The sequence below is a fragment of the Streptomyces sp. NPDC047072 genome, from assembly GCF_040643855.1.
Lineage (GTDB): Bacteria > Actinomycetota > Actinomycetes > Streptomycetales > Streptomycetaceae > Streptomyces.
On sequence record NZ_JBEYVC010000116.1, the window covers coordinates 1 to 12,146 of the forward strand.

General features: G+C 72.3%; 10 protein-coding genes and 1 pseudogene. 1 reads left to right on the plus strand and 10 read right to left on the minus strand.

From position 1 onward, the window contains the following. Nucleotides 1-79: 79 nt before the first annotated feature. The 3 genes from ABZ896_RS35595 to bldG form a co-directional block, all read right to left on the minus strand. Nucleotides 80-2,485 carry a sodium-translocating pyrophosphatase gene (locus tag ABZ896_RS35595; RefSeq protein ID WP_360938324.1) on the minus strand — a complete coding sequence of 802 codons (2,406 nt, stop codon included), beginning with the start codon at nt 2,483-2,485 and terminating at the stop codon, nt 80-82. Between the two features lie 263 nt (nt 2,486-2,748). After that, nucleotides 2,749-3,186 (minus strand): ATP-binding protein, encoded by a 438-nt coding sequence (locus tag ABZ896_RS35600; RefSeq protein WP_360938327.1) that lies wholly within the window; start codon nt 3,184-3,186, stop codon nt 2,749-2,751. Nucleotides 3,187-3,305: 119 nt separating this feature from the next. After that, nucleotides 3,306-3,647 (minus strand): anti-sigma factor antagonist BldG, encoded by a 342-nt coding sequence (bldG, locus tag ABZ896_RS35605; RefSeq protein ID WP_006132569.1) that lies wholly within the window; start codon nt 3,645-3,647, stop codon nt 3,306-3,308. A gap of 82 nt (nt 3,648-3,729) precedes the next feature. Between bldG and ABZ896_RS35610 the strand changes: the two genes are divergently transcribed. Next, nucleotides 3,730-6,399 (plus strand): DEAD/DEAH box helicase, encoded by a 2,670-nt coding sequence (locus ABZ896_RS35610; protein WP_360938331.1) that lies wholly within the window; start codon nt 3,730-3,732, stop codon nt 6,397-6,399. On the opposite strand, the pseudogene ABZ896_RS35615 reads toward ABZ896_RS35610, so the two are convergent. The 7 genes and pseudogenes from ABZ896_RS35615 to ssd all read right to left on the minus strand — a co-directional run. Next, nucleotides 6,371-6,673, minus strand: a pseudogene (locus ABZ896_RS35615) (Rv3654c family TadE-like protein); the annotation flags it as partial. The gene ABZ896_RS35610 and the pseudogene ABZ896_RS35615 overlap by 29 nt on opposite strands. 260 nt (nt 6,674-6,933) lie before the next feature. Further along, a complete protein-coding gene (locus ABZ896_RS35620) occupies nt 6,934-7,302 on the minus strand; it encodes a TadE family protein (RefSeq protein WP_360938334.1) in 369 nt (122 codons plus the stop codon). Further along, nucleotides 7,289-7,510, minus strand: coding sequence for a DUF4244 domain-containing protein (locus ABZ896_RS35625; protein ID WP_360938399.1), 222 nt, complete (start codon nt 7,508-7,510; stop codon nt 7,289-7,291). Before ABZ896_RS35625 ends, ABZ896_RS35620 begins: the two co-directional genes overlap by 14 nt. Before the next feature lie 69 nt (nt 7,511-7,579). Next, entirely contained in the window at nt 7,580-8,380 is an 801-nt protein-coding gene (locus ABZ896_RS35630; protein ID WP_360938337.1) for a type II secretion system F family protein, read from the minus strand. Continuing rightward, nucleotides 8,377-9,327 (minus strand): type II secretion system F family protein, encoded by a 951-nt coding sequence (locus tag ABZ896_RS35635; RefSeq protein WP_360938340.1) that lies wholly within the window; start codon nt 9,325-9,327, stop codon nt 8,377-8,379. Before ABZ896_RS35635 ends, ABZ896_RS35630 begins: the two co-directional genes overlap by 4 nt. Next, nucleotides 9,324-10,574 carry a TadA family conjugal transfer-associated ATPase gene (locus ABZ896_RS35640; RefSeq protein ID WP_360938343.1) on the minus strand — a complete coding sequence of 417 codons (1,251 nt, stop codon included), beginning with the start codon at nt 10,572-10,574 and terminating at the stop codon, nt 9,324-9,326. Before ABZ896_RS35640 ends, ABZ896_RS35635 begins: the two co-directional genes overlap by 4 nt. Further along, nucleotides 10,571-11,680 carry a septum site-determining protein Ssd gene (gene ssd, locus ABZ896_RS35645; RefSeq protein WP_360938346.1) on the minus strand — a complete coding sequence of 370 codons (1,110 nt, stop codon included), beginning with the start codon at nt 11,678-11,680 and terminating at the stop codon, nt 10,571-10,573. The genes ABZ896_RS35640 and ssd overlap by 4 nt, the downstream gene beginning before the upstream one ends. Nucleotides 11,681-12,146: the final 466 nt, after the last annotated feature.

Below are 12,146 nucleotides of genomic sequence, written 5' to 3' on the forward strand. Positions count from 1 at the left end.
CGCACCCGCGCGAGTGCGGCGGCCGGCGCGTCAACCCGCGCCGTCCGCCCGCCCCTTGAGCTGGGCCTCGTAAGGAGGTCTACGAAACCACCGCCGGATCGGCCGACTTCGCCGCCTTCCCGGCGTTGTCTTCGTCACCCACGGCGATCCCGCGCCGCTTGGAGACGAAGACCGCGCCCGCGATCACGAGGAACGCGAGCACCGCGACGAAGATCCTTACGCCGATGCTCTTGTCGTCGCCGTAACTGAACTTGATCACCGCGGGGGCGATCAGCAGCGCCACCAGGTTCATGACCTTCAGCAGCGGGTTGATCGCGGGACCGGCGGTGTCCTTGAAGGGGTCGCCGACGGTGTCGCCGATCACCGTCGCGGCATGGGCCTCGCTGCCCTTGCCGCCGTGGTGGCCGTCCTCGACGAGCTTCTTGGCGTTGTCCCAGGCACCGCCCGAGTTGGCCAGGAAGACCGCCATGAGGGTGCCCGCCCCGATCGCGCCCGCGAGGAACGCGCCGAGGGCGCCGACCCCGAGGGTGAACCCGATGAAGATGGGCGCGGTCACGGCGAGCAGTCCGGGCGTGGCGAGCTCGCGCAGGGCATCCCGGGTGCAGATGTCGACGACCTTGCCGTACTCCGGCTCCTCGCTGTAGTCCATGATCCCGGGGTGCTCGCGGAACTGCCGCCGCACCTCGTAGACCACCGACCCCGCCGACCGCGACACCGCGTTGATCGCCAGCCCCGAGAAGAGGAAGACGACCGCCGCGCCCGCGATGAGACCGACGAGGTTGTTGGGCTGCGAGATGTCCATCATCAGGCTCATCGGCGCACCGGACCCGCTGAGCTTCTCGCCGACGTCCTGCGCGCCGGTCGTGATCGCGTCACGGTACGACCCGAAGAGCGCCGACGCCGCGAGGACGGCGGTCGCGATGGCGATGCCCTTGGTGATGGCCTTGGTGGTGTTGCCGACGGCGTCCAGGTTGGTGAGCACCTGCGCGCCCGCGCCCTCGACGTCGCCGGACATCTCGGCGATGCCCTGGGCGTTGTCGGAGACCGGCCCGAAGGTGTCCATGGCGACGATCACACCGACCGTGGTGAGCAGACCGGTGCCGGCCAGTGCCACCGCGAACAGCGCCAGCATGATCGACGTACCGCCGAGCAGGAAGGCACCGTAGACACCGAGACCGATCAGCAGGGCGGTGTAGACGGCCGACTCGAGACCGATCGAGATACCGGCGAGGACGACGGTGGCGGGCCCCGTGAGCGAGGTCTTGCCGATGTCCTGGACCGGACGGCGGTTGGTCTCGGTGAAGTAGCCGGTCAGCTGCTGGATGACGGCGGCCAGCAGGATGCCGATGGCTACGGCGACCAGGGCGAGGATCCTCGGATCGCCGTCCTTGCCGGAGATCGCCGTGTCGGTGATCCCGTCGAGGTCGGCGTACTTGCCGGGCAGGTAGACGAAGACCGCGATCGCCACGAGCACCAGCGAGATCACCGCGGAGATGAAGAACCCGCGGTTGATGGCGCTCATCCCGCTGCGGTCGGTACGCCGCGGAGCGACCGCGAAGATGCCGATCATCGCGGTGATCACGCCGATCGCCGGGACGAGCAGCGGGAAGGCGAGCCCGGAGTCGCCGAAGGCCGCCTTGCCGAGGATCAGCGCGGCGACCAGGGTCACGGCGTACGACTCGAAGAGGTCGGCCGCCATGCCCGCGCAGTCGCCGACGTTGTCGCCCACGTTGTCGGCGATGGTCGCGGCATTGCGCGGGTCGTCCTCCGGAATGCCCTGTTCGACCTTGCCGACCAGGTCGGCGCCGACGTCGGCGGCCTTGGTGAAGATGCCGCCGCCGACCCTCATGAACATCGCGATGAGCGCCGCGCCGAGACCGAAGCCCTCCAGGACCTTCGGCGCGTCGGCCGCGTACACCAGCACCACGCAGGAGGCGCCCAGCAGACCGAGCCCCACCGTGAACATGCCGACGACGCCGCCCGTACGGAATGCGATCTTCATTGCTTTGTGCGAGACGGCGGTGAGATCCTTTTCCGGCTCACCCTCCGCCGGGGTCGCTTCCCGTGCGGCCGCGGCCACGCGCACATTACTGCGCACGGCGAGCCACATGCCGATATAGCCGGTGGCCGCCGAGAACGCCGCGCCGATCAAGAAGAACACGGATCGGCCTGCGCGCTGATTCCAGTCGTCCGCGGGCAGCAGCATGAGCAGGAAGAACACGACCACGGCGAATACGCCGAGCGTGCGCAACTGCCGTGCCAGATAGGCGTTCGCGCCTTCCTGGACCGCCGCCGCGATCTTTTTCATGCTGTCGGTGCCCTCGCCGGCGGCGAGCACCTGGCGCACCAGGACGCCCGCCACCACTAGCGCCGCCAGGGCGACGACCGCGATGACCGCGATCAGCACCCGGTTGCCGTCGGTGAGCACGGCGGCCGCGAGGATTGTGGGGTGGTCCAACTGATCAGGGGTAGAAAGCCCCGCCATTCGTCCTCCTTGACGCTTGGGCTGAGCTCAAGATGTGGACGGATTGTAGGTACCCCGCCCTGATCAAAACAGGGCGCGGTAAACGGAATCGGTCTTGACGGAACCTGAAAGCAGTAACGCCCCGAAGGCATTGTGATCCAATTACTTGATCGTGAATTGCTTCACGAAATGCATTGCACAGACCACTGTAGGCACAGAAATGCCCCCCTGACATGCCGAAGGGCCCTAACGGGTAGGGCCCTTCGGTGCAGAGAACGGGTGTGTCAGGGGAGTACCGCGGCCGGCGGTGTGGTCGGCCAGGTCATACGGATCTGGCCGCCGTGCTCCCCTGCGGTGACCTCGACGTCGTCGACGAGGCCACTGATGACCGCGAGGCCCATCTCGTCCTCCTCGGTCTCGGCATCGGGGTCCTCGCCCGCGGCGCCGGGAGCCCGGTCGCCCGGGGCCGAACGCGGCGCCTCGTCGCCGACCTCGATGGAGAACTGCTTCTCCTCCTCGATCAGCAGCACCTTGACCGGCGCGGTGATGCCGCCGCTCTGGTGCAGTCCGACGGCACGGGTGCAGGCCTCGCCGACGGCGAGTCTGACCTCGTCGAGAACGGCCTCGTCCACTCCGGCCCTGCGCGCCACCGCTGCCGCCACCAGTCGGGCGGTCCTGACGTGCTCGGGCAGCGCGCTGAAACGGAGTTCAACGGTGGCCATGCATCCCCCTCGGAACTACGGGCGTGCTGTCGGGGGGACCGGGCCGCCGAAAGCCCGAACCCCCTCCCTTGTTTCTTCGACGTCCTGCACCGTCCCGGGCACGGGGCCCGGGAAACGGGTCAGTCGGTCGCCGCCACCGCTTCCTCGACCGAGGTGTGGATCGGGAACACCTTGGTGAGGCCGGTGATGCGGAAGATCTTGAGAATGCGCTCCTGGTTGCAGACCAGGCGCAGCGAGCCCTCATGGGCACGCACCCGCTTCAGGCCGCCGACCAGCACGCCGAGTCCGGTGGAGTCGAGGAAGTCCACGCCCTCCATGTCGACGACAAGGTGGAAACTGCCGTCGTTCACCAGCTCGACCAGCTGCTCGCGCAGCTTGGGCGCGGTATATACGTCGATTTCGCCACCGACCCTGACGATCGTGCGATCGCCGACGGTCTCGGTCGACAGGGACAGGTCCACGGATCCTCCAGCACCTTGCTATCGAGCGGTCGCCCCTCGGGACACCTCGGCTTGAAGCCCCCAGGACGGTTCGCCAGCCGCGATGGCATTCAATCACTTACCGGCAGGCGTGCACGACGCCTTGGTCCCATTGTCCGTCACGCCAGTGACACACTCGGTGCCGATGGCCAAGAATCACCGATCCGATCGACCCTCGACGGACCCCGGCTCCCGCCCCACGCCGAGCACGGTCCTGCACCGGCTCGCCGCCGGGCCGAGCCGGGCTGCGCGCATCACTCATACGGAGCACTTGCCCCCGCGCGAGGGCCGCCATGCCGTCTGGCCTGACCGGATTCGTTCGGAGGTGATCGCGGCGGTCCAGGCCTGTGGCATCGAGCACCCCTGGGCCCACCAGGCACTGGCCGCCGAGCACGCCCTGGACGGCGATTCGGTGGTCGTCGCCACCGGCACCGCTTCCGGCAAGTCCCTGGCGTATCTCGTACCGGTCCTCTCGCGGCTCCTGTACGGCTCCGAGGCCCCCAACGGCCGTGGCGCCACCGCGCTCTACCTGGCGCCCACGAAGGCCCTCGCGGCCGACCAGCGCCGATCGGTGAAGGAACTTTCACAACCGCTGGGCAATTCTGTCCGACCTGCGGTCTACGACGGCGACACGCCGTTCGAGGAACGCGAGTGGGTCCGCCAGTACGCCAACTACGTCCTGACCAACCCGGACATGCTGCACCGCGGGATACTCCCGTCCCACGCCCGCTGGTCCTCCTTCCTGAAGGCTCTCCAGTACGTCGTCATCGACGAGTGCCACACCTACCGGGGCGTGTTCGGCTCCCACGTCGCCCAGGTCCTACGGCGTCTGCGCCGCCTGTGCGCCCGCTACGGCGCCTCCCCGGTCTTCCTGCTGGCCTCCGCGACCGCCGCCGAGCCCGCGGTCGCCGCCCGCCGCCTGACGGGCCTCCCGGTGGTCGAGGTGGCCGACGACGCCTCCCCGCGCGGCGAGCTGGTGTTCGCCCTCTGGGAGCCGCCCCTGACGGAGTTGCAGGGCGAGAAGGGCGCCCCCGTCCGCCGCACCGCCACCGCCGAGACCGCCGACCTGCTGACCGACCTCGCCGTGCAGGGCGTGCGCTCGGTGGCCTTCGTCCGCTCCCGGCGCGGCGCCGAACTCATCTCCGTGATCGCCCAGGAGCGGCTGGCCGAGGTCGACCGCTCCCTGGCCCGCCGCGTGGCCGCCTACCGCGGCGGCTATCTCCCGGAGGAACGCCGCGCCCTGGAACAGGCCCTCCACTCGGGAGAGTTGCTCGGCCTGGCAGCCACCACAGCCCTCGAACTCGGCATCGACGTCTCCGGGTTGGACGCCGTCCTGATCTCCGGCTACCCCGGCACGCGCGCGTCCCTGTGGCAGCAGGCGGGCCGCGCCGGACGCGCCGGCCAGGGCGCCCTCGCCGTCCTGGTCGCCCGCGACGACCCCCTGGACACCTTCCTCGTCCACCACCCCGAGGCCCTCTTCGACCAGCCGGTGGAGTCCACGGTCCTCGACCCCGACAACCCGTACGTCCTGGCGCCCCACCTCTGCGCGGCCGCCGCCGAACTCCCCCTGACGGACGAGGACCTGGACCTCTTCGGCCCCGCCTGCGAGGAGCTGCTCCCCCAGCTGGAGTCCGCGAAGCTGCTGCGCCGCCGTACGAAGGCCTGGCACTGGACCCGTCGGGAGCGGGCCGCCGACCTCACCGACATCCGCGGCGGGGGCGGCAGCCCGGTCCAGATCGTCGAGGACGGCACGGGCCGCCTCCTCGGTACGGTCGACGCGGGCGCCGCCCACACGACGGTCCACGAGGGCGCGGTCCACCTCCACCAGGGCCGCACGTATCTCGTCCGCTCCCTGGACCTGGAGGACTCGGTCGCCCTGGTCCAGGAGGCGAATCCGTCCTACTCGACGGTGGCCAGGGACACGACCGCCATCGCCGTCCTGGAGACGGACGTCGAAGTCCCCTGGGGCGACGGCAGGTTGTGCTACGGCTCGGTCGAGGTCACCAACCAGGTGGTCTCCTTCCTCCGCAGACGCCTGATCACCGGTGAGGTGCTCGGCGAGACGAAACTCGACCTCCCTCCCCGCACCCTGCGCACCCGCGCGGTCTGGTGGACCGTCACCGAGGACCAGCTCGACGAGGCCCGGATCAACCCCGAGATCCTCGGCGGCGCCCTGCACGCCGCCGAACACGCCTCCATCGGCCTCCTCCCGCTCTTCGCGACCTGCGACCGCTGGGACATCGGCGGGGTCTCCATCCCCCTCCACCCCGACACGCTCCTCCCCACGGTCTTCGTCTACGACGGCCATCCGGGCGGCGCGGGCTTCGCGGAACGCGCCTTCCACACGGCCCGCGCCTGGCTCACGGCCACCCGCGAGGCCATCGCCTCCTGCGAGTGCGACGCCGGCTGCCCGTCCTGCATCCAGTCCCCCAAGTGCGGCAACGGCAACGACCCGCTGCACAAGAGGGGGGCGGTGCGGTTGCTCACGGTGTTGTTGAAGGGGGCGCCGGGAGAGAGCGCGGCGGTGGCGGGACTGGGGTCTCGGCCAGCGCTCACCGGAGATCCGGGACGACGGGACCAGGCCCCGAAGGTGGGACCGGCCCGGGAACAGGCGCCGGAATCGCAGGTGACGCCTGGCCCGACCGCAGCTCCAGCCCTGCCCCCGGCCCCGGCCCCGGAACAGGCGCCGGTACCGCAGGCGACCCCGGCACCGCAGGGCCCGCCCGGGACCTGACCTCCGCCGTGAACGGGGCTCTTCCCGAGGACGCCGTCACGTCGGAGATCTCCCCGACCATCACGCACCGCACGAGCCGCGTCCCCTGCGCCCGCGCAACCTCCTCGGCCCGGGCGCACGCCACGTCCCCGCCGTCGGCCCAGTGATCCGCCGCCGCGAGCGCGGCCAGATCCGCACCCCCGGCGGCACGATGCCGGACGACGACGGCCTGCCCCAACGCGAGCACCACCCCGAACACGAGGCACAGCACAGCGATCACCCCGACACTCCACACGCTGGCGGACCCACGATCACCACCGCGAGGGGCGCCGGCGGCAGGAGCGGGGGGAACGGCAGCCGCGAGAGAAGGAGCAGCGGGAGCCGGGGAGGCCCCAGCGGCAACCACCGGAGCCGGGGAGGCCGTCGCCGGAGCCGAGGAGGCGTCCGCCGCGAGAGCGGGGGGAACGGCAGCCGCCAGAGCAGCCCCAGACGCTCCGTCAGCCCCACGATCCCCTCCCCGCCCCCGATCGGCCCGAGAAGCCCCCTCACCGCCCCTCATCCCGTCGCCCCCACACTCTCCTCCGCCAACGCCACGGCCTCCTCCCGTACCTCGAACGGCAGGCCGTGCAGTACCGGCGGCCGGGCCACGACCGCCACGCGGACCCGGTCGCCCTCGCGCGTGAGTGTCACCTCGGCGTCGCGCGGGGCCGTTTCCCGCGTCACCCGGACCACCGCCTCGACCGGATCCTGGCGGGCCGCCACCCGCGCCCCCGTCCTGGCCGCGTCCACGCACTGGATCTGCGCCGCCATCACGAGCAGCCCCCACACCAGCGCCATCGCGACCATCACCAGCACGGGCAGCACCATGGCCGCCTCCGCCGTCACGAACCCCCCGTCCCCCGCACCGCGTTCACGCCTGCGCATCGAGCGCCCGCTTCACGATGCCCTGGAGTGCCGCGGTGACCTCCCCGCTCGTCACCACCTTGTAGAGCACCAGCGCGAACCCCACTGCCGCGACAATTCCCATCGCGTATTCCGAGGTGACCATTCCATCGTCCCGACGCGACGCCCGCGCCCCGCACATCACCTTGCACACCAGGGCGCACAGCCGCGCCCGTACCGCCTCGTACATCTCAGCCCCCGTAAGGATCAGTTCCGTAGTCCACATCTCGCCGTCCACACATCTCTCGCCGTCCGCTCGTCACCGTCCCGCCATCGGCCCACCCCCTCCCAGCACCCCGCCCGCGAGGCCAATCAGGATGGGCAGCACGCCGATCGCGATGAACGCGGGCAGGAAACACAGCCCCACCGGCGCGGTGACCAGGACGGCCGCCCGCCGTGCCCGTTCCGTCGCGGCGCGCCCCCAGTTCGCGCGGGCGTCCGCCGCGAGCCCCGCGGCCGGCCCGGCCGCGGGAAGCCCGGAGACGTCGGCCCGCTCCAGCAGCCGCGCCAGCGCTCCGGCTCCCGGAATCGAGGCGAGCCTGCGCCAGGCCTCACCCGGCGCGCTGCCGAGCCGCACCTCCGCCGCACCGCGCGCCAGGGCCTCGCCGACGGGACCACCCAGCGCCTCCCCGACGGCCTGCGCGGCGATCACCGGACCGGCACCCGCCGCGACGCACGCGGCCAGCAGATCGGCGGCGAGCGGCAGTTGCCGGGCCGCCTCCCGTGCGTCGGCCTCCTCGGCGTCCGTACCAGTCGGCTGCCGAAGCCGCCACCGCCACACCCCCACCGCGACGAGCACCCCGGCCACGGCGCCGGCGACACCACCGACCAGGACCCACGCGGCGCATCCCACGCCCACGACCGGCAGCCACCGCCGTACGACGTCTCGTGTCCCGGGACCCGGGCGCCCGCCCGTGGCCTCCACGACGGCCAGCAGTTCGCCCAGCCGACGTCGCAGTCTTCGCTTGCGCCGCACCGACACGGCCCGCCGCACGAGCCACGCGATACCGAGGGCCGCCAGGACGACCGTCCCCAACCTGTGGACGACCTCCCCGTTCATGCCGCCTCAGCTCCCCGTACGATCCGCGTCGCCCACCACATCCCGACGACCTCCAGCAGACCGCCGATCAGCAGACAGGCGAGCCCCGCACCGGAGTGCAGCAGGACCGTCAAGGGGGCGGCGCCGAGCGCGGTACCGAGGACCAGCCCCAGGACCGGCAACGCGGCGAGCATCATCGCCGTGGACCGCGCCCCCGCCAACTGGGCCCGTAGATCCGCCCGTTGGTCGCGCTCGGCGCGCAGGGCCCCTTCGAGCCGGTCCAGTCCGGCCGCGAGTCCTGCCCCCTGGTCCACGGCCACCCGCCAGCACGCGGCGAGCCCGAGCAGCCCCTCGGCCCCCGCCCGCCGTGCCGCGGCCGCGAGCGCTCCCGGCACATCCCCGCCGAACCGGGCCGCCGCCAGAACCACGGCCTGCGTGTCCCCGAACCCACCGGAACCCATCCCACCGCGGCCCGCACCACCACCCGGCCCACCGACACCCCGCTCCCCCGCGTTCACCGCGCCGAAGTCCCGCACAGCCAGCGCCAGCGCCTCCCCTGGCTGCCGTCCCGCCCGCACCTCCCCGGCGATCGCCGCGCACAGTGTGATCACCGCGTCGGCCCGTCGCTCACGCGCCCGGCGCGCGTCCCGGGCCAGCCGCACCCGCCGCAGCAACGGCACCCCGGCCGCCCCCGCGACGACCGGCAGGACCGAAACACCCAGCACCGCGACCACCAGACCGATGCCGGCCGCCCACCACTCGAACCCCAGCCGACCGCGCATCCGCCTGACCTCGCCCGCCAGCTGTCGCCAGGCCGGTGGTCCGACCCCCACCACCCCGCCGCCCGTGAGCAACAACTGCGCCCGCCGCGCCCCTGAACGCCGACCGCCCAGCAGCCACACCGCGAGCCCGGCACACACCACGGCCGCCCCCATGAACCCCACCGGCATCTCACCCGTCCCGCTCATCGCACCTCCACTCGCTCGGCATCCCGGGACAGGCCCCCGAAAGGCCCCTGATCCCCCTCCACGCCACCGCGCAACGCATCCCCGAGCACCCCGCGCAAGCGCTCCCACCCGCGCTCGTACACGAACGCCTCCGCGCCCCACCGCAGCGCCGGCACCGTCCTCACCAGCCCCGAGGCGTCCCGTTCCAGCACACGCACCTCGGCGATCCGACGCCGGCCGGTGCGATCGCGGACGAGGTGGAGGACGACGGACAACGCGGCCGCGACCTGGCTGTGCAGGGCGGCCCGGTCGAGCCCGGCGGCCGTACCGAGCGCCTCCAGACGTGCCGGGACATCGGCAGCCGCATTCGCGTGCACGGTTCCGCAGCCGCCCTCATGGCCTGTGTTCAAGGCGGCCAAGAGATGCACGACTTCAGGCCCGCGGACCTCACCGACCACCAACCGGTCCGGCCGCATCCGCAGCGCCTGCCGGACCAGGTCTTCAAGGGTCACCAGCCCCGCGCCCTCCTGGTTGGCGGGGCGCGTCTCCAGCCGTACGACGTGCGGATGGTCCGGTCTGAGCTCCGCCGAGTCCTCCGCGAGCACGATCCGCTCGCCCGGGCCGACGAGCCCCAGCAGCGCGCTCAACAACGTCGTCTTGCCGGTTCCCGTACCGCCGCTGATCAGGAAAGACAGCCGCGCCTCCAACAGCGCCCGCAACACCCGGTCCCCGCCCGGTGGCACGGTGCCCGCCGCCACCAGTTCGTCCAGCGTGAACGCCCGCGGCCGTACGACCCGCAGCGACAGACAGGCGCACCCGACGGCGACCGGGGGCAGCACCGCGTGCAGCCGGGTCCCGTCCGGCAGCCGGGCGTCCGCCCAGGGCCGCGCGTCGTCCAGGCGCCGCCCGGCGACCGCGGCCAGCCGCTGCGCGAGCCGTCGTACCGCGGCCGCGTCCGGGAAGGAGACGTCGGTCAGTTCGAGCCCGCCGCCCCGGTCGACCCAGACCCGGTCGGCGGCCGAGACCAGGACGTCGGTCACCGAAGGGTCGGCGAGCAGCGGCTCCAGGGGCCCGCTGCCGACGAGCTCGGACCGCAACCGCTCGGCCGCGCCGAGGACTTCGGCGTCGCCGAGGACCCGCCCCTGCTCCCGGAGCGCCTGGGCCACGCGCGCGGGCGTCGGTTCGGCCCCGCTCTCGGCCAGCCACTGCCGTACGCCGTCCAGCAGCCCCGGCGACACGTCTCTTTCGAGTCCGGCGAACGCGCTCATGTCGCGCCCTCCTGTGTCAGTGCCCGCTCCCAGAACTCCTTGCAGAAGCGAGCGAGCGGCCCCCGCTCGGCGGATCCGGGTGGGTTCCGGCGGCCCTGGGGCCGCAGGAGCGCGGACTCGACCGGCATCTCGCCCGCGTGGGGCAGACCGAGCAGCCGCGCCACCTCCTCGTCGTCGAGACCGGGCTCGTAGGGGCCGCGGACGACCACCCGCAGGTCGCGCACGAGCATCCCGACGGCGGAGGCCATCCGGCCGGCCGCGGCGACGGCGCGCAGTTCGGCCGGGACCACGAGAATCGCGAGGTCGAGCTGGGAGAGGATCTCGGCGACGCCGTCGTCGAAGCGCCGGGGCAGGTCGACGACGACCGTGCCGCCCCGGCGGCGCGCCGCGGCCAGGACCGCCCGGACGGCCTGGGGCGGCACCGCGATGCGGTCTCCTCGGTCCCAGCTCAGGACCCGCAGCGAGTGCAGTTCGGGCAGCGACTCCTCCAGGGCGCCGCCGCCGACCCGTCCGCGCGAGGCGGCGAACGCGGGCCAGCGCAGTCCCTCGGCGCTCTCGCCGCCGAGGAGTACGTCGAGTCCGCCGCCCAGCGGATCGGCGTCCACGAGGAGGGTGCGCAGGCCCTCACGCGCGGAGGTGACGGCGAGGGCGCACGCGAGCGTGGAGGCTCCGGCCCCGCCGCGGCCGCCGATGACGCCGACGGTGAGGGCGGGCCGTCCGACACCCTCGGCGACGTCGGCAATGCGGTCGACGAGCCACTGCTCACCGTCGGGGAGCATCAGGACGTGGTCGGCGCCGATCTCGACCGCGCGTTTCCACACCCCGGAGTCGTCCTGGTCCCGGCCCACGAGCACCACTCCGCGTCGGCGGGCGGCTCCGCGCACCCGGTGGGCGGCGTCGTCGCCGACCAGGACGAGCGGGGCCGCCTCCCAGCCGCCTCTCTGCTCCGGCACTCCGTGGTGCACCTCGGGTGTCGCGCCGGCGGCGGCGCACAGGCGCAGCAGATCGTCGAGGAGCGCCTCGTCCTCCGTGACGATCAAGGGCCCGCCCGGCCGCCCTCCGGTGGGCTGTGGCTCGTGTGTGACGGCTGCGGTCACGCTTTCCATCCCCCTTCGCAAACGTGTGAAGAACCGGCGACCGGCCTTCATATGAACGGCCGATACGAACCGGCCAAACACGCCTGCTAACGGGAACCGGCCATGAAGTCGGTGCGAGCGGGACGCGTTGGAAACACGGTGCAGCGAAGACGGAAAAGAAGTGGATCTTGGTCGAAAACTGTGGACAACTCGACGGTTGTGAATATCCCCGTCACCCATACCGGTGAGCCCTGCACGGATCTGTGGACAACTTCCACAGAGCAGCCCGAAGGCTACCCACAGTGACCAGTCATGAGTATGCCGAAAGGACGGCCGCAGCCGCCCGCTCGCGGCCTCGAAGCCGTACGGAGAAGAGGAAAACCCACCCGGACATGCGACGACCCCCACCGGGGGGGAGAGTGGGGGTCGTCTCCACGGCCGACTCGGGGGGGGGGAGGAGCCGGACCGGGTTAGCACGGTCGCGAACGATCCGTGA

Coding starts and splice junctions, on each gene's coding strand:
- ABZ896_RS35625 (WP_360938399.1), bottom strand. CDS start 7,510: ATGTACGAGGCGGTACGGGCGCGGCTGTGCGCCCTGGTGTGCAAGGTG.
- ABZ896_RS35595 (WP_360938324.1), bottom strand. CDS start 2,485: ATGGCGGGGCTTTCTACCCCTGATCAGTTGGACCACCCCACAATCCTC.
- ABZ896_RS35600 (WP_360938327.1), bottom strand. CDS start 3,186: ATGGCCACCGTTGAACTCCGTTTCAGCGCGCTGCCCGAGCACGTCAGG.
- ABZ896_RS35635 (WP_360938340.1), bottom strand. CDS start 9,327: ATGAGCGGGACGGGTGAGATGCCGGTGGGGTTCATGGGGGCGGCCGTG.
- ABZ896_RS35640 (WP_360938343.1), bottom strand. CDS start 10,574: ATGAGCGCGTTCGCCGGACTCGAAAGAGACGTGTCGCCGGGGCTGCTG.
- ABZ896_RS35610 (WP_360938331.1), top strand. CDS start 3,730: ATGGCATTCAATCACTTACCGGCAGGCGTGCACGACGCCTTGGTCCCA.
- ABZ896_RS35630 (WP_360938337.1), bottom strand. CDS start 8,380: ATGAACGGGGAGGTCGTCCACAGGTTGGGGACGGTCGTCCTGGCGGCC.
- ssd (WP_360938346.1), bottom strand. CDS start 11,680: ATGGAAAGCGTGACCGCAGCCGTCACACACGAGCCACAGCCCACCGGA.
- ABZ896_RS35620 (WP_360938334.1), bottom strand. CDS start 7,302: ATGCGCAGGCGTGAACGCGGTGCGGGGGACGGGGGGTTCGTGACGGCG.